Genomic DNA, 17,037 nt, shown 5'->3' on the forward strand with positions numbered 1-17,037 from the left:
GCCTACTTCACGGCAATGAGTTCGACGAGTTTGATCTCGGGGTCCTTGGCCAGCATCGCCGGGCCGTGTTCGCCGAGGGCCGCGGGGATGGCTCCGTTCAGGTGGGCCTGCCGGTCCTCTTCGGTGTCAAAGGTGTCAAAGATGCCGAACGTGTTCTCGTTGACCCGGAAGGCGTACCAGGTCCGCGTGCCGGGCTCATCGAGCACGATCTCGCGGCCGCCGTTGAGGAAGTCCCAGACATCCTGTTCCTTCCCCGGCTTGGCTTCGACCAGTGCCAGCACTCCGTATTTTGGCGCCACGGCTGTCTCCTCAAGAGTTGTGGAATCGGGCCGAGGGCCGGCCTTGGCGCGAGTCTAGGCCGATGCCCCCGGTGGGACAAGGGCCATCAGGAAGGTCCCGCGCTCCTGCATGACGTAGGCGGCCGAATGCGGGCGCAGCACTGGCTTGACGTCGCAGCGCGGGGATCCCGACGGCGTTCGGGCGCGCTTCAGGCAGCTGTGCAGGGTCTAGTGGCGGCTGACCCTGCTGACGTGCATAGGGCCTCCCGCCGGAAACGCCAGAGCCCGACGGCGGGAATCGCCGTCGGGCCCTTGCGTTTGGGTTTTGGTGGTTCCGCTCTGCTGTTACGGGTCCTAGCGGGTGCTGCCGGCCAGGAGGCCGCGACGGCGGAGCAGGCGCTTTTCGATCGGGGCGAAAACGAGCAGTTCGATCAGGATGCCGACGGCGAGAATCAGCAGGATGGCAGCCATTACAGTGGTCATGTCGGACAATACCCGGCCCTGGTCCAGCAGCGAGCCGAGGCCGAATCCGATGGTTCCGCCCACGGCAATGATTTCCGCGGCCATCAGTGAGCGCCAGGAGAAGGCCCAGCCCTGCTTGAGTCCGCCCAGGTAGCCCGGCAGTGCGGCGGGCAGGATGATCTGCAGTGCGAGCTGGAGCCGGGAGGCACCTAGGACTTTCCCGACCCTGCGGTACTGCGGCGGGATCTGGTCCACGCCGGAGATCAGCCCGTTGATGATCGAGGGGATGGCACCCATGAACACCACGAAGTACACGGTGGCGTCGGTCAGCCCGAACCAGATGATGGCCGCAGGCACCCATGCCACGGACGGCAGCACCTGCAGCCCGGAGATCAGCGGCCCGAAGGCGCGGCGCAACGGCGCGACCTGGGCCAGCAGAAGCCCCACCGGGGTGGCGATGGCAACGCTGATCAGGAAGCCGACAAGCCCGCGCTGCAGCGAGGTCCACACCGCTTCCTGCAGCTTCCCCTCGCCCCAGAGAGTTCCGATCTGACCCAGCACATCCAACGGACCGGGCACCAGATCCCGCCGCTTGATGCCCAGGGACACGTAAAGCTGCCAGATGATCAGCAGGACCGCGAGCGCGGCCACTGGGAGCAGGATCCGGCTCCACTCGATGCGGGCCTTCCGCACTGAGTCGGACTGGAGTGAGTCCAGCCCGGCCTCGAGCTCGCGCAGGTCGGCCGGGCCGGTCGAGGACCGGGTCAGGGCCGCGGTAATGGAGACCGCACCGGAGCCCGCGCCGGGCGCCGCGCCCGACGCCGGGCCCGGGACGGGGGACGTCTCGACCGGCTCGGCGGCCTGGGCATACTGGGACACAGAGTTACTTGGCATGACGGCGGATCTCCTCGCGTAGCCGGGCGGTGATTTCGCCGGTGAGCTGGCCGGCCAGTCCGGCGTCGGTGCGGTGCTCTTCGCTGACGTGCCACTCCCGCACCACGCGGCCGGGCCGGGAGGAGAGCAGCAGCACGCGCTGGCCCAGCCGGACGGCTTCGCGGACATTGTGGGTGACAAAAACGATGGTGCGCCCGGTTTCCTTCCAGATCCGTTCCAGCTCGTCATGCAGCAGGTCGCGCGTGATCGCGTCCAGGGCCGCGAACGGTTCGTCCATCAGCAGCAGCTGCCGATCCTGGGCGAGCGAGCGGGCCAGGGCCACGCGCTGGCGCATGCCGCCGGAGAGCTCGTGCGGGCGCTTGTCCCCCGCGCCGCCCAGGTGCACGAGGTCCAGGAGCTCGTTGGCCTTGACTTTGCGGTCGGCTTTGCCGACGCCGCGCAGCTTCAGGGCCAGCTCGATGTTCTCCCGGGCGTTCAGCCAAGGGAACAGCGCAGCGTCCTGGAACATAAAGGCGGCGCCGTCGCTTGGCACCTCGAGGGCGCCCGACGTCGGGGCCTCCAGTCCCGCCATGATGTTCAGCAGGGTGGACTTGCCGCAGCCGGACGCGCCGAGCAGGGCGACGAACTCACCCTGCCCGATCGTGGCGTTGACGTTGTCCAGCACCGGAGCGCCGTCGCCAAAGCGCTTGCCCAGGTTTTCCAGTACGACTGGCATGGTCACGTCCTTACTTCTGTTGGCGGGCTGGAGGCAGGGACTGGCTAGTCCTTGCCCAGGCCTTGCGCTGAAACCTTCGTGCCCGTGGCGCCCTCGCCAAGGACGCTGTTGAGGGCGGTGAGGTCGAAGATGCCGTTGATGTCGGCCTGTTTGGTGGTGCCGGCCTCGACGCCGTCCTGAAGCAGTTTCCGGTACGTCCCGGCGAGGGGGTCGGTGGTGAAGACGATGTTCTTCAGGGACCGGTCGATGACGTCCGCCGGCAGCGCGGAGCCGGCGGCCGCCTTGAGCGCGTCGTTGAGGACGGTGGCCTTCTCGGAGGAGGGTGCCTTGTTGAGCCAGTTCACGGATTCAACGTGGCCCTTGAGGAGTGCCTGAACGGTGGCGGGGTGCTCGGCCGCGAACTTCTTGTTGACGATCAGGACGGTGGTGACGAATTCGCCCTTCTCCCACAGGTCCTTCTCATCGACCAGCACCTTGGCGCCGGCCTGAAGCACCAGGCGGGAGGCCCAGGGTTCCGGCAGCCACGCGCCGTCGAGCTTGCCGTCCTGGAACAGTTTCAGGGTCTGGGCATTCTCGGTGGGGTTGATGGCGACGTCGCCGCTGCCGTCCGTGGACGTCTTGAACCCCTGCTTGCCGAGCCACGCCCGCAGTGCCACGTCCTGCGTGCCGCCGAGCTGCGGCGTGGCGAGCTTCTTGCCCTTCAGGTCCGCGGCCGAGTTGATGCCCGGCTTGACCACCAGCTGCGCGCCGCCGGAAGCGGCCCCGGCGATGATGCTGATTGACTCGCCCTTGCTCTTGACATAGGAGTTGATGGCCGGGTTGGGACCGATATACGTGGCATCGATGGCGCCGGCGTTGAGGGCCTCGATCGCTGCGGGCCCGGCGTTGAACACCTGCGTGGTCAGCTTGGTGGCGCCAAGGTCGTTGGCGATGAACCCCTTGCTGACCCCGATCAGGGCCGGGGCATGGGTGATGTTGCCGAAGTAGCCGAGCTTGAGTTCGGCGGCCGGGGAGCCCCCGGCCGCGGCGGGCGCGGCTTCGTTGTCGCGGGACACCGAGGAGGCAATCGCGGCGCCGGCACCGATGAGCAGCGCGAGGCCTACAGCCAGGCTGATCTCCAGCGTGCGTTTGCGCCTGGGCTTGCGGGATTCGCCGGCCACGATCCGGGTGGTTCCAGGGGTTTGGCCGGGGGTGGTGCTATTCGAGGGGGATGACATGCGGGAAGTCCTGTTCGTGAGGGCGTGCGGGGAGGCCGGGCGGGTGGTCAGCGCCGGCGACACCGCCCCCGGAACTCGTCGCGGGGGCCGTGGGAGAGCCGATCCATAGTTGTCATTCGTTCACCATAGGGACTGCCGGGAACCGGTTCAACGGTCCGGAAACCCGGGGTCACGCGAGTTCATACAGCGTCATATGCGGGCCCGCGATCCGGCTCCTCAGAGGATTAATCGCCCTTAACGTTGACGAGCTGCCGGAGCTTGTGCCGTATCTTGACGAGGTCCGCCGAGTCGCGCATCACCTGGTCGATGGGTTTGTAGGCCGCCGGGATCTCGTCGATGAATGCCTCGCTGGGACGGAATTCGATGCCCCGCATTGCGGTCTTCAGCTCGGCCAGCGAAAAGGCCTTCTTCGCGGCGTTGCGCGAGTATTCCCGCCCCGCTCCATGCGGCGAGGAGTTCAGGGACACGGGATTCCCCAGCCCCACCACAATGTACGACGCCGTGCCCATGGAGCCGGGAATCAGCCCGGGATCTCCCGCCTGGGCCCTGATCGCGCCCTTGCGCGAGACCCAGACGGACTTCCCGTAATGCCATTCCTTCGCAGTGAAGTTGTGGTGACAGTTGATCCGCTCCGCCTCCCGGACACGGCCGCCGATCCAGGACTCAAACTGCCGGACCACCCGATCCATCATCTCCTCGCGGTTCAGCAGGGCGAAGTGCTGGGCCCAGCCGAGCTCCCTGATGTACCGGTCGAATTCGGGGGTGCCTTCCCCGAGGTAGGCCAGGTCCGGGTGGGGCACCACGATTTGCCCGCTTTGGACCCGGCTCCGGGCCTCGCCGATGTGCCGCTGGGCGAGCTTGTTGCCCACGCCGCGGGAGCCGGAATGCAGGAACAGCCAGACGGCGTCCGCCTCGTCCGCGCACACCTCGATGAAATGATTGCCCGAACCCAGCGATCCGAGCTGGAGGGTCCAGTTCGCGGCGTACTGGGCGGGGTCGAAGTGCGCGTGGGCCGCCCTGCGCCGCAGTTCGGCGATGCGGGGTACGGCGGTGGCGCTGATGCTGTGGTTGAAATGGCCTGCGGACAGCGGAATGGCGTGCTCAATGCCTTCCCGCAGCCGTCTGAGGTCCTTGGGCAGTTCCTTGAGGGCGTACTGCGTGCGGACGGCGATCATGCCACAGCCGATGTCGACGCCCACGGCGGCGGGGATGACGGCGCCGAGCGTGGGGATGACGGATCCCACCGTGGCGCCCAGGCCGAGGTGGGCGTCCGGCATCAGTGCCAGGTGGGGATAGATGATGGGCAGCTGGGCCGTGAGCACGGCCTGCTCGCGGGTGGCGTCATCCAGGATCGAGGCCCAGCTGATGAGCCGGCTGTTGATGACTTCCACGGCACCCCCGTCCCGGTCCGCCCCTGGACTCTCACAGACCACTGATCCCTGCAGACTACTGACCCGCGGGGTGTTTGGGGAGGTCACAAGAAAACCGCAGCTTGTTTGCGAAACCGGCCTGTCAGGGCTGGGTCTGGCAAACAAGCTGCGGTCATGTCGCTGGTGGCCCCTCGGGCGGGCCGGGCGGCCCCGGGACTAAACCCGCTAGATGCTGTAGCGCTCATCCTCGTGGTCGCCGGGGTGGTCGTTGACAAGGCCGGCGGCCAGTGTGTTGCCGTCCAGCGGGTCGATCACCAGGAACGCGCCAGTGCGGCGATGGTGCAGGTAGTTTTCCAACGGCAGCGCAGCGGCGAGCCGCAACTGGGCATGTCCAATGTCGTTGAGCTCCAGGCTGGAAGCGCCCTCAAGCTTGAAGGTGGCCAGGTCCAGCTTGCCGCTGACGCTCCGGACCATGGCCTGGACCGTGCGGGTGCCGTGCTTGACCAGTACCTTGGAGCCCTCGCGGAGCGGCTTCGGGGACAGCCAGCACAGCGCCGCGTACAGGTCGGCCGAGGATTCCCGGACGGTGCCCGCGGCTGCGAGGGTGTCACCACGGGCCACGTCGAACTCGTCGGCCAGGCGCAGCGCCACCGACTGCGGCGCCACGGCCTCGCTGAGCTCCCGGCCCGCGAAGTCGATCCCGGTCACGGTAGTGCTGCGGGGTGCCTGGCCGGGCGTCAGGACGCTGACCTTGTCCCCCACCTTGACGGAGCCTTCGGTGATCTGTCCGGCGTAGGCGCGGTAGTCGCGGTACGCTTCGACGTCGAGGCCGCCGGCGACGGCGTCGGGAGCCAGGGCGCCCTGCGGCCGGACCACCAGCTGCACCGGGAAGCGGAAGCTCTCCAGGTGGCTTTCGAGTTCGTCGGCGGCCGGCAGGGTCTCGAGGACCTCCAGCAGCGCGGGGCCGTTGTACCAGGGCGTGCGGTCCGAGCGGTCCACCACGTTGTCGCCGTCGAGCGCGGACACCGGGATCACCAGCAGGTCGGCAATGCCGTCGGAACCGAGCCCCAGCTCGCGGCCGACTTTCTGCACGTCGGCCTCGATCTCGCGGAACACGTCCTCGCTGAAGTCCACGAGGTCGATCTTGTTCACGGCCACAATCACGTGCGCCACGCGCAGCAACTGCAGCACGGACAGGTGCCGGCGGGTCTGCTCCAGGACACCCTTGCGGGCGTCAATGAGCACGACGACGGCATCCGCAGTGGACGCGCCGGTCACCGTGTTCTTGGTGTACTGCACGTGCCCGGGGCAGTCGGCCAGGATGAAGCTGCGACGGTCCGTGGCGAAGTAGCGGTAGGCGACGTCGATGGTGATGCCCTGCTCCCGCTCGGCACGCAGGCCGTCGGTCAGCAGCGCGAGGTCGATCCGCTGTTTCCCGTTGGGGTCGGTGGCGCCTGAGCCGCCGAACCCGCGGTCCGCGGAAGTGCGGGCGACGGCGTCGAGCTGGTCGGCGAGGATCGCCTTCGAGTCGTGCAGGAGCCGGCCCACCAGGGTGGACTTGCCGTCGTCGACCGATCCGGCGGTGGCGAAGCGGAACAGAGAAGCGTGGGCCAGGGGGGCCTCGTCAAGAAGGGCAGCCGCCCGGGCTGTGTCGATTTCGGTGCTCATTAGAAATAGCCATCCTTCTTGCGGTCTTCCATGGCGGCCTCGGAGATGCGGTCATCCGCACGGGTGGCGCCACGTTCGGTGATGGTGGAGGCGGCAACTTCGATGACGACGTCGCGCACCGTGGCGGCGGCCGATTCCACGGCGCCGGTGCAGGACATGTCCCCCACGGTGCGGTAGCGGACGGTCTTGGTGATGACCTGTTCGGTGTCGCGGGGCTGGGAGACCTCGCCCACTGCGCGCCACATGCCGTCGCGGGCAAAGACTTCGCGGTCGTGGGCGTAGTACAGGCCGGGCAGGTCGATGTTTTCGCGCTCGATGTAGCGCCACACGTCCAGCTCGGTCCAGTTGCTGATGGGGAACGCGCGCACGTGCTGACCCACGGTGTGGCGGCCGTTGTACAGGTTCCACAGCTCGGGGCGCTGGTTGCGCGGGTCCCACTGGCCGAACTCGTCGCGCAGGCTCAGGATGCGCTCCTTGGCGCGGGCCTTGTCCTCGTCGCGGCGGCCGCCGCCGAAGACGGCGTCGAACTTGTTGCGCTGGATCGCGTCCAGCAGCGGTACGGTCTGCAGCGGGTTGCGGGTGCCGTCTGCACGCTCGGCCAGTTCGCCGCGGTCGATGAACTCCTGGACGGAACCGACAACGAGCGTGAGGCCGAGGCGCTCCACGGTCCGGTCACGGAATTCGATGACCTCGGGGAAGTTGTGCCCGGTATCCACATGAAGCACCGGGAACGGGACCTTGCCCGGCCAGAACGCCTTGGTGGCCAGGTGCAGCATCACCACGGAGTCCTTGCCGCCGGAGAACAGCAGCGCGGGCTTCTCGAACTCGGCAACGACCTCGCGGATGATATGGATCGCTTCGGACTCGAGGGTGTCCAGGGAGGAGAGTCGCGTGGATACGGCGGAGTCAGTCACCTGGGTGGGCTCCTCAGTTAGGAAAGTGCTCATACGTGTAGTCCGCATTCTGTCTTGTCGGTTCCTGCCCAGCGGCCGGCGCGGGGGTCATCGCCGGGCGCCACCTTGCGGGTGCAGGGCTGGCAGCCAATGGACGGGTAGCCCTGTGAAAGCAGCGGGTTGACGGGAAGGAGGTTGTCGTCGGAGTACTGCACCAGCTGGTCGAAGCTCCACGCCGCGACCGGGTTGGCCTTGACCAGGCCATTGGCCTCGTCCCAGGTGATCAGCGGGGTGTTGGTGCGGGTGGGGGCTTCATCGCGGCGCACGCCGGTGAACCACAGCTCATAGCCGGCCAGGGTGCGGCGCAGCGGGGCCACCTTGCGGAGGGCGCAGCACTGGGCGGCGTCACGGGCGAAGAGGTCCTTGCCGAGGAGGCGGTCCTGCTGCTCCACGGTGTTCTCCGGCAGCACGTCCACCACGTTGACGCGCAGGTTCGCGGCCACCTCGTCGCGCGTGGCGTAGGTTTCCGGGAAGTGGTAGCCGGTCTCGAGGAAGAGGACGTCGACGCCGGGAAGCTGGTCGGCGACGAGCGCCGGGAGGACCGCGTCGGCCATGGAGCACGCCACCGCCACTGCGGGCAGCTCGAAGTTGCGCGCCACCCAGGAGATCACCTCGCGCGCCGGGGCGTCCCAGCCGAGCTCGGCGGCGCCGGCTTCGGCAAGGGCCTTGAGCTCGTCGTGGGTGCGGAGCCTGGCGGGTGCTGCCGGTTCAACGACCGGGTCGATGCCAAAGGAGGGGCCACGACCGCCGGGGTTCCCGGCCGAGCCGGCGAGGTTGGGGAGCGGTTGGGGACTCATTGCAGGTCTCCTTCTTCGGCGGCGTGGGCCCATTCGGCGAAGGTCTGGCCCTCGGCGCGGTCGGCGACGAACTTCCGGACCACACGCTCCACATAGTCGGGGAGGTCCTCAACGTAGACCTTGAGGCCGCGGACGGTACGGCCGAGGCCTGCCTCGTCGCGGTCCGAGGACGCCAGCCCGCCGCCCAGGTGGACCTGGAAACCAGGAGTGGGGTCGCCGTCGGGCGTCGGCAGCATCATGCCCTTGAGTCCGATGTCCGCGGTCTGGATGCGGGCGCAGGAGTTGGGGCAGCCGTTGATGTGCAGGGACAGAGCGTGGGGCAGCTGGCCGCTGTCCGCGAGGTCCGCGAGGCGCCGTTCCAGGTCGGCGACGGCGGTGGCGGCCGTGACCTTGGTTTCGACGATGGCGAGCTTGCAGTATTCGATGCCGGTGCAGGCGATGGTGCCGCGGCGGAACACGGACGGACGGGCGGACAGGCCCAGTGCGTCGAGCTCGGCCACGAGCGGCTCAACCTGGTCCTTGGCGACGTCCAGGACCACGATCTTCTGGTGCGGGGTGGTGCGCAGCCGCTGCGAGCCGCGGGCTTCCAGGGTCTCGGCAAGCTTCACCAGCTGGCTACCGGAGAGGCGTCCGGCCAGCGGGGTGGCGCCGATGAAGAACTTGCCGTCCTTCTGTTCGTGCACGCCGATGTGGTCGCCCGGGGTGGTGGGCTTGGGTGCGGCGGGTCCGTCCGCGAGCTTGAAGCCGAGGTATTCGTCCTCGAGGATCTGGCGGAATTTTTCCGGGCCCCAGTCGGCCAGGAGGAATTTCAGGCGGGCCTTGGTGCGCATGCGGCGGTAGCCGTAGTCGCGGAAGATGCTCGTGACGCCGAGCCACACCTCCGCGGCTTCCTCGGGCCTGACGAAGGCACCGAGCCGCTTGGCCAGCATGGGGTTGGTGGACAGCGCGCCGCCCACCCACAGGTCGTAGCCTGCGCCGAGTTCGGGGTGGACCATGCCCACCAGTCCGAAGTCGTTGATCTCGTGCACCACGTCCTGGCTGGGATGGCCGGTGATGGCGGTCTTGTACTTGCGCGGCAGGTTGGCCAGCTCGGGATCGCCAATGAAGCGTTCAGCCAGCTCGTTGATGAGGGGCGTGGGATCGATGATCTCGTCCTTGGCGATGCCGGCCACCGGCGAGCCGAGGATCACGCGGGGCACGTCGCCGCAGGCCTCGGTGGTGGACAGGCCCACGCTTTCGAGGCGGCGCCAGATCTCCGGCACATCCTCCACGCGGATCCAGTGCAACTGGATGTTCTGGCGGTCCGTGAGGTCGGCGGAGTCGCGGGCAAAGTCCACGGAGATCTGGCCGATGACGCGCAGCTGTTCGGTGGTGAGCGCGCCGCCGTCGATCCTGACGCGGAGCATGAAGTATTTGTCCTCGAGCTCGTGCGGCTCGAGCGTGGCGGTCTTGCCGCCGTCGATCCCGGGCTTGCGCTGGGTGTAGAGGCCCCACCAGCGGAAGCGGCCGTGCAGGTCTGTGCCGTCGATGGAGTCGAAGCCGTGCTTGGCGTAAACAGACTCGATGCGCTCGCGCACGTTCAGGCCGTTGTCTTCCTGTTTCCAGGTTTCGTTGGCGTTCAGCGGCGTGGTGCCGTCAACTTTCCACTGGCCGTGCGGCTTCGCTGCCGGGCGTGAGGGGCGGGCGGGTCGCTTGGCGGCGGCGGAGTCCGCGGACGCTCCGGCTAGAGCTGTATCAGTCATGCATCGACTGTAGGGCGCACCCGAAAGCCGTCACAAAGGGTCAGAAACGCGAGGTCACCTAGGGAAATATTTCGTCATGAATCGCCGAAGAGCCTTGAACAAGCCCCGCGGCTGTGCATCCGCGGCGTTGGTTTGGGCGGCTGTTTGGGGTTCCGTTTGGGGTTCCGTTTGGGGTTCCGGCGCGGCGCCTGGCCGGCGTCCCGGTTGTGCCCCCGGCCGGGGTACCTGCGGAGCTTCCGCCGGAGTTGCCGGTGCCCCCTCTGCCCCTTGGGCCCGGGCCCCGGCCTCTGCCCCGGCACCGGCCCCGGCCCCGGCACCGGCCCCGGCACCTTGGACCCTGGCTCCGGCAAGCGCGGCGTCATAACGATCCAGCGCGATCTCGGCAAGCACCGGGGAAGGCAGCAGCGGCTCGGTGACGAGGTCCGCGCCGGCCTTGGACAGCTGGTCGTGGAAGAAGCCGTGCGCGAGGAGATACGAAGCAATGACCACCCGGCCGCCCATATCCACTGCCCCGGCGGACTCCCCCGCGCCGGCACCGCCGGCGGCCTCCTCGCGGAGCATGGCGACGGCGTCGGGCACTGAAGGCTTGGCGGACGCGCCGTAGGCGGCCACAATCCGGTTGGACCGCAGCGCCTTGAGTTGATCGACGAGCTCCTCAACGCTCACGGCAGCCCGGGGGTCCGAGGAACCGGCGGCGGCGAGGACGATGAAGTCGTTGTCCGTGACGCCGGCTTCTCGGAGTCGCTGATCAAGCAGCGCGGCCAGGCGCGGATCGGGTCCCAGCGGAGCAGCGGCCAGCGACCCCGGGCGGCTCTTGACGGCCCGCGCGATGTCCACCTTGACGTGGTATCCCACACTGAGCAGCAGCGGCACCACCACGGCGGATTCCCCGCGGGGCCCGGACGGAAGGGCGGCCACCACATCCACGAGGTCGGGCTGCTGCACGTCCACGTAGGCTTCGCGGATATCGAGTCCCGGCCGCAGCGCGGCAATGCCGTCGCGGAGCGCGTTGACCTCCGCGGCGCCCAACTGACTGGACGTTCCGTGGGCACAGGCGATCATGATGGGGCTATTCATAGGGGCTAGCGTAACGTTGGAGCCGCCCTATCCGCCGCTTCAAATTGACCGGGACGCCCTGTGACCTTCTCCTTCGACGCTGCTCTGGTGTGGCTGGATCTGGCCGGCGTCTTCTTTTTCGCGGTGTCCGGGTCCTTGCTCGCGGCGCGGAAGCAGTTCGACATCATCGGATCCCTCCTCCTCGCATCCGTAGTCAGCCTGGGCGGCGGCGTCATCCGCGACATCATCCTCAACACCGGCCCGCCCGCGGCCTTCAGCAACCCGGCCTACGTGGCGCCCCCGCTGCTCGCCACGGTGCTGGTCTATTTTTTGTTTTCCAGCGTCCAGCGCTACACGTCGCTGCTGATTCTGTTCGACGCCGGCGGTTTGGCACTGTTCTGCATCAGCGGAACGCTCAAGGCGCTCTCCGCGGGGATGAATCCCGTGGCGGCGGTGCTGCTGGGGGTCACGACTGCGGTGGGCGGCGGCCTGCTGCGCGACATCACGGCCAACGAGGTGCCGCAGCTGTTCGACCCCAAGGATCTTTACGCGCTGCCGGCTTTCACGGGGGCGGCACTGACCGCTGTTCTGTGGGTTTCCGGCGTTTTTAATCCGGCCACTGCGAGTGCAGTCGCGGCGGTCGTTTTCGCGTTCCGCGTCACCGCTTGGCGCCGTTCCTGGCATGTTCCGCTGGCCGTGCGCGGGTGGCATCGTCTTGGACTGGACATGTCCGAGTACAAGGCCCGGGATTAGCTAGGATAAGACCCATGACTGACATGTTCCTCGAGAAGTTCCGCGCGCTCGTTCCGAAGTATCTCGAAGACGAATGGCAGGAAGAGGATGGGCTGCCCGAAGAGGAGCTCGACAAGGCCCTGGCCGAGCACCAATTCCAGGTCCCGCTGGTGCTGCGCGAGTTCTACCTGGCGCTGGGCGGCTGCGAGGACCTCATGGAGGCCTACCACTACTTCTGGGATCCCGAAGAGCTCGAGGTCGATGACGAAGGCTTCCTGATGTTCCTCGAGGACGAGGAGGAACAATTCACGTGGGGCTTCCGCGTGGGCGATCTCGGCGTTCCGGACCCGATCGTGTGGCGCCGCAACAACGCCCGCGGCCAGTGGAAGAGCGAAGAAGGCACGTTCTCCGAATTCGTGTTCGACATGTTCGAGTGGGCCTTCAACGACGAAGAGGACTAGCTTCCTCGGGGGCGTGTGGTTTTGTGGTGCCGGCCCTAAACGGGGCACTTCGACACGGACACGCCGAGAGCTAAGCCGACTTCCGCGGCCGTGTCGCCCAAAGTGCCCCACGACGGCGGCAGTCATCCCGGTCTCGCGCACAGCGCCCCGCGACACTCACCGCGAGTCGAAGGCTCCGCGCCGGCACAACTCCAGTACCGCCATCACGTCGGCCACCATCCGCTCAGGGTGATTGACGACGTCGTCATAGCCGAATCTGAGGCACAGACGTCCGCCGATGACGGTTGCGTTGTTCCGCTTCCGATCCTTCCTCACCTGCCGGGGCTCCAGATGCGAGCTTCCGTCGGTCTCAACCACAAGGCAGTCTTCAATCAGGAAGTCCACCTCCCCCACGCCGGGGAGCTCTACATGCCGCCGGACATGCAGCCCCGCCCGCCGGAAATGGAAGTTGGCCAGCACCTCAAGGACTGAGTCCGCCCGAGGGATCACGCAGTCCAGGACTGCCCGGGCGCGGGCGTTGCGGTTGCCCGGGAGCTTGCGGCGCAGGAACTCCACGGTGATATCTCCGCGTTGGGCTGCACACTGGACCATGACCAGGGACTCCACCGCGGGCAGGCAGCGCAGCGAATGGATGAGGACGTCGGCCAATCCGGCGACCGGAAGCCACGGATGGGGCGGATGGGTGCACCGGCCATGGGTGAGCGTTCCCGGCGGGGCTGCCTTGTGGCCCGGGCTCAGGTGCACGGCACCCGGCTCATGCAGTGTCCACAACCGGTAACTGGCCGCAGCCGACACGCATGTCAGCAGCGCGTTGTGATCCAGCGCCACCCCGTACGCGCCAGCCTCGCGGGGCAGGCTGTAGATGCCCCGCCGGATTCGCACAATGCGCCCTGCTGCCAGCGCTTTATCGAGGGAAGCGCGGGTACATCCGGCCCGGCGGAAGGCAGATGTCCTGGCAACGCCGGCCCTCGCACGGAGGAAGCTCTCGATATCCATCCTCCCAAGGTGCCGAGAAGCTGAAGCCTTGGGCAGATCCGTGCCGTGTCATGTGGACAACCCCGCCGTCCCCGGGCACTTCGACACGGACACGCCGTCCCCGCAGCCCCGCATCCCCCTTCCGCACCGCAATGTGCCCCACGGTGGACCGGCCACGGGAAGCGGACCGCGAGCAAGCTGTGACACGCCGATTAACACGAAAGTTAGCCAGAGTGACAAATTTGTCATAGAGTGATTCACGGAACCACTAATTGCCTCCGGTGGATCTGATGCGAACGGGAGAAATGGCCCCGGTTCACTGCAGCGATTGATTCGTATTGCTGCTAAGAACCGGGGCCATTACGTTTGAGCGGGAGTAAGGGGCCACGCTGATTGCCCGGCGGCGCCGGAGGCACGTGCCAGCCCGGCCACCCGGTCTCCGGCGGTACGCCTAGCTGGCGCGGTCCACCACGGCCCGGGCGAAGCTGGTCAAGGACGCCTTCACCACTCCCTCGGGCAGCGGGGCCAGCGCGGCAATGGCTTCGTCGGCCCACGCACGGGCAACAACCCAGGATTCGGCGGTGACGGGGTGCTCGCGCAGGCCTGCCACGGCGGCGGCGAGGGCCTCGTCCGAGGAGAGGTCGCCGTCGATCAGTTTCAGGAGCTCGACGGCGGAGGCGTCGCCCTCGGCGGCGGCGTTGCGCAGGAGCAGCACGGGGAGGGTGGGCACGCCTTCGCGGAGGTCGGTGCCGGGCGACTTGCCGGACTTGACCTTGATGCCGGTGACGTCAATGACGTCGTCCGCCAGCTGGAACGCGACGCCGATTTTCTCGCCGTACTCCACCAGGAGGGACTCGTAGGCTTCGTCGGCGCCCGAGAAGATCGCACCGAGCTGGCCGGAGGCAGCCACCAGGGAGCCGGTCTTGTCCGCGATGACGGACAGGTAGTGCTCCACGGGGTCCTCGTCCGGGCGGGGGCCCACGGTCTCGTGCAATTGGCCGAGGCACAGCCGTTCGAAGGTGCGGGCCTGGATGCCCAGCGCGCGGGACCCGAGTTCGGAGACCAGGATGGATGCACGGGCGAAGATCAGGTCGCCGGTGAGGACGGCCACGGAGTTGCCCCAGACCTCGTGCGCGGTGGGGGCGCCCCGGCGGAACGGAGCGGAGTCCATCACGTCGTCGTGGTACAGCGTGGCGAGGTGGGTCAGCTCAACCACCACGGCGGCCTGCACCACGGCGGGACGGGAGGCATCACCGAGGTGGGCGCACAGCAGCGCCAGCAGCGGGCGGATGCGCTTGCCGCCTGCTTCCACGAGGTGACGCGACGTTGCATCAGCCAGGGGGTCGGAGTTGGCGATCGCTTCGCGGAGCTTCTTTTCCACGCGGGCCAGGTTGGTGGTGATGGCCGGGCCCAGCTCCGGGTCCTCGGCAATGGCCGCGAAACCTGCCGGAAGCTGGAGGCCCGTGGCGATGGCCGTGGTATTCAGGTCGGGCTCGTTGGAGACCGGCAGGCCGTGCCCGGCGTGGGTCCAGCTGTGTCTTGCAGAGTTGGTCACGGGTTAACCCTAACTTTTTGTTGCGGAAGCCGCGGTTGTGTAGCTGGACGGGGACAGGGAGGTGTTGGACGTTGCAGGCACCAGTGCCTCCAGGAGCCGGATCACCCTGTCCTCAAATCCCATAGCGGACGGATCAGTAACGTTTGCCATCAGGCGGACCACAAAGCGCATCAGGGCCGGGAGCGGCATGCCCGTCCGCAGCGCGAGTTTCATGACGGACGGCTTGCCGATCACGGAGGCGAAGGCGCGGCCCAGGGTGAAGTGGCTCCCCCACTGGCCCCGCACGTAGTCCGCGTACCCCTTGAAGTGGAGGTCGGCGTCGTCCGTGGTCCACCGGGCGTACGACCTCTTCCAGGTCGCGGCGTCGATGATGAATTCGGCCGCAAAGCGGGCGGATTCCATGGCGTAGGAGATGCCTTCGCCGTTGAACGGGGACACCATCCCGCCGGCGTCGCCCAGCAGCAGCATGCCCGGGTAGTAGTGCGGCGTGCGGTTGAATCCCATGGGCAGCGCGGCGCCGCGGATCTCGCCCACCTGGTTTTCGGGGGTGAATCCCCACTCGGCGGGCATCCCGGCGGTCCATTCGCGCAGGACCTGCTTGTAGTCCAGCTTGCCGAATTCCTTGGAGGAGTTCAGGATGCCCAGGCCCACATTGGAGGTTCCGTCGCCCACGCCGAACACCCAGCCGTAGCCTGGGAGCAGTTCACCGTTGCGGCCGGGGAGTTCCAGCCAGCCCTCCATCCAGTCGTCGTCGTGGCGGGGGCTGGTGAAGTAGGTGCGCACGGCCACGCCCAAGGGGCGGTCGTCGCGTTTGTTGATGCCCGTGGACACGGCGGCGCGGGACGAGTTTCCGTCCGCGGCCAGCACGACGTCGGCATGGAAGTCGCGCGTCTCGCCCGTCTTGCGTCCGGACTCGTCAAGCAGTGCGGCGCGCGCGCCGATGACGCGGCCGTCCGCTGAGCGCGACGCCTCGGAGACGCTGTGCCGTTCCAGCAGGACGGCGCCGGCGGATTCCGCGTGCCGGGCCAGTTCCTCGTCGAAGCCCAGCCGGGTGCGGATCAGGCCGTAGGTGGGAAAATCGGCCACTTCGGGCCAGGGAAGCTCGATGGTGCGGCCGCCGGCAATGAGCCGTAGGCCCTTGTTGCGCCGCCAGCCGCTCTCCTCCGGGTGCGGCAGGCCGAGCTTTTGGATCTCGCGGACGGCCCGCGGGGTGAGGCCGTCCCCGCAGACTTTCTCGCGCGGGAAGCTGGTTTTCTCGAGCACTGTGACCTCGATGCCGGCCTTGGCGAGGTAGTAGGCGGCGGTGGACCCCGCGGGACCGGCCCCTACGATCAGTACTTTCACGGCTGCCTTCGGCTAACCCGCGGGCCGCGTGATGTTGCGGCGCAGCTTGGCTACCGGGCCGGTGTGGGCGGCCAGGGCGGCTGCGTTGCCGTTGACGGGCTTGTGGGCGCGGTGGACGGCGACTATTCCGCCGCTGAGGTTGCGGTAGGTCACCTTCTCCCAGCCGGTTTCCTTCAGCCAGGCGGCGAGGTGGTCCTGGTCCGGCCACGCGCGGATGGACTCGGCGAGGTAGACGTAGGCGTCCGGGTTGGAGGAGACCTTGACCGCGATGGCCGGCAGGGCGCGCATGAGGTATTCGGTGTACATGGTCCGCCACAGGGGAACAACGGGCTGGGAGAACTCGGCGATGACGATTTTGCCGCCGGGCTTGGTGACGCGCAGCATCTCGGCCAGGGCCTTCTTCGGCTCGTTGACGTTGCGCAGTCCGAAGGAGATGGTGACCGCGTCAAACGAGTTGTCCGCGAAGGGCAGACGGGTGGCGTCGCCGGCAATAAAGTCAATGTCCGGGCGGCGGCGCTTGCCTACCTTGAGCATGCCGAGGGAGAAGTCGCAGGCGATCACGTTTATGCCGGCATCGGCATACGGCTCGCTGGATGTGCCGGTTCCCGCGGCAAGATCAAGCACCCGCTGGCCCGGCTTCACGTCCATGGCCTCGAAGACCACCCGGCGCCAGCGGCGCGTCTGTCCCATGGACAGGACGTCGTTCACGACGTCGTATTTGGGGGCCACGTCGTCAAACATTGTGGCTACTTCGTCCGGACGCTTATCCAAGGATGCTCGGTTCACCATGTCATTGTCTCAAATGTTGGCCGGACCCA

At 67.6% G+C, this 17,037-nt stretch carries 16 protein-coding genes; 2 read left to right on the forward strand and 14 right to left on the reverse strand.

The features are described from left to right. Window positions 1-2: 2 nt before the first annotated feature. From ACP4XC_RS18795 to ACP4XC_RS18840, 10 genes are all read right to left on the reverse strand, one after another. Window positions 3-299, reverse strand: a complete 297-nt coding sequence (locus tag ACP4XC_RS18795; protein ID WP_427172224.1) for a putative quinol monooxygenase — start codon at window positions 297-299, stop codon at window positions 3-5. 333 nt (window positions 300-632) lie between these two features. After that, on the reverse strand, window positions 633-1,634 hold the full coding sequence (locus ACP4XC_RS18800; RefSeq protein WP_427172225.1) for an ABC transporter permease: 1,002 nt from the start codon (window positions 1,632-1,634) through the stop codon (window positions 633-635). Beyond that, window positions 1,624-2,349, reverse strand: coding sequence for an ABC transporter ATP-binding protein (locus ACP4XC_RS18805; protein ID WP_427172226.1), 726 nt, complete (start codon window positions 2,347-2,349; stop codon window positions 1,624-1,626). The genes ACP4XC_RS18800 and ACP4XC_RS18805 overlap by 11 nt, the downstream gene beginning before the upstream one ends. Before the next feature lie 44 nt (window positions 2,350-2,393). Beyond that, window positions 2,394-3,566, reverse strand: coding sequence for an ABC transporter substrate-binding protein (locus ACP4XC_RS18810; RefSeq protein ID WP_427172227.1), 1,173 nt, complete (start codon window positions 3,564-3,566; stop codon window positions 2,394-2,396). A gap of 224 nt (window positions 3,567-3,790) precedes the next feature. Further along, on the reverse strand, window positions 3,791-4,957 hold the full coding sequence (locus tag ACP4XC_RS18815; protein WP_427172228.1) for an RtcB family protein: 1,167 nt from the start codon (window positions 4,955-4,957) through the stop codon (window positions 3,791-3,793). Window positions 4,958-5,161: 204 nt separating this feature from the next. Next, window positions 5,162-6,604, reverse strand: a complete 1,443-nt coding sequence (locus ACP4XC_RS18820; RefSeq protein ID WP_427172229.1) for a sulfate adenylyltransferase subunit 1 — start codon at window positions 6,602-6,604, stop codon at window positions 5,162-5,164. Next, on the reverse strand, window positions 6,604-7,551 hold the full coding sequence (gene cysD, locus ACP4XC_RS18825) for a sulfate adenylyltransferase subunit CysD (protein WP_427172230.1): 948 nt from the start codon (window positions 7,549-7,551) through the stop codon (window positions 6,604-6,606). Before cysD ends, ACP4XC_RS18820 begins: the two co-directional genes overlap by 1 nt. Further along, window positions 7,548-8,354: a phosphoadenylyl-sulfate reductase gene (locus tag ACP4XC_RS18830; protein ID WP_427172231.1), complete on the reverse strand. Its 807-nt coding sequence runs from the start codon at window positions 8,352-8,354 to the stop codon at window positions 7,548-7,550. Before ACP4XC_RS18830 ends, cysD begins: the two co-directional genes overlap by 4 nt. Beyond that, on the reverse strand, window positions 8,351-10,096 hold the full coding sequence (locus ACP4XC_RS18835; RefSeq protein WP_427172232.1) for a nitrite/sulfite reductase: 1,746 nt from the start codon (window positions 10,094-10,096) through the stop codon (window positions 8,351-8,353). Before ACP4XC_RS18835 ends, ACP4XC_RS18830 begins: the two co-directional genes overlap by 4 nt. 54 nt (window positions 10,097-10,150) lie before the next feature. Continuing rightward, window positions 10,151-11,173, reverse strand: a complete 1,023-nt coding sequence (locus tag ACP4XC_RS18840; RefSeq protein ID WP_427172233.1) for a CbiX/SirB N-terminal domain-containing protein — start codon at window positions 11,171-11,173, stop codon at window positions 10,151-10,153. A gap of 60 nt (window positions 11,174-11,233) precedes the next feature. Between ACP4XC_RS18840 and ACP4XC_RS18845 the strand changes: the two genes are divergently transcribed. Together ACP4XC_RS18845 and ACP4XC_RS18850 are read left to right on the forward strand one after the other, a co-directional pair. After that, complete coding sequence (locus tag ACP4XC_RS18845; RefSeq protein WP_427172234.1) at window positions 11,234-11,905, forward strand: trimeric intracellular cation channel family protein; 672 nt, start codon at window positions 11,234-11,236, stop codon at window positions 11,903-11,905. A gap of 14 nt (window positions 11,906-11,919) precedes the next feature. Further along, a complete protein-coding gene (locus ACP4XC_RS18850; RefSeq protein ID WP_427172236.1) occupies window positions 11,920-12,345 on the forward strand; it encodes a hypothetical protein in 426 nt (141 codons plus the stop codon). Between the two features lie 156 nt (window positions 12,346-12,501). Here ACP4XC_RS18850 and ACP4XC_RS18855 read toward each other — a convergent pair whose 3' ends face one another. From ACP4XC_RS18855 to ACP4XC_RS18870, 4 genes are all read right to left on the reverse strand, one after another. After that, window positions 12,502-13,341: a type IV toxin-antitoxin system AbiEi family antitoxin domain-containing protein gene (locus ACP4XC_RS18855; protein WP_427172237.1), complete on the reverse strand. Its 840-nt coding sequence runs from the start codon at window positions 13,339-13,341 to the stop codon at window positions 12,502-12,504. 430 nt (window positions 13,342-13,771) lie between these two features. Next, window positions 13,772-14,875, reverse strand: coding sequence for a polyprenyl synthetase family protein (locus ACP4XC_RS18860; protein ID WP_427172238.1), 1,104 nt, complete (start codon window positions 14,873-14,875; stop codon window positions 13,772-13,774). 9 nt (window positions 14,876-14,884) lie between these two features. Then, the gene (locus ACP4XC_RS18865) at window positions 14,885-16,219 is read right to left on the reverse strand and encodes a geranylgeranyl reductase family protein (RefSeq protein ID WP_427172239.1); all 1,335 of its coding nucleotides are present in this window, start codon (window positions 16,217-16,219) and stop codon (window positions 14,885-14,887) included. Between the two features lie 12 nt (window positions 16,220-16,231). Continuing rightward, a complete protein-coding gene (locus tag ACP4XC_RS18870) occupies window positions 16,232-17,005 on the reverse strand; it encodes a demethylmenaquinone methyltransferase (protein ID WP_427175161.1) in 774 nt (257 codons plus the stop codon). Between the last annotated feature and the right edge of the window lie 32 nt (window positions 17,006-17,037).

The organism is Arthrobacter sp. 92, assembly GCF_050260325.1.
Taxonomy (GTDB): Bacteria; Actinomycetota; Actinomycetes; order Actinomycetales; family Micrococcaceae; genus Arthrobacter.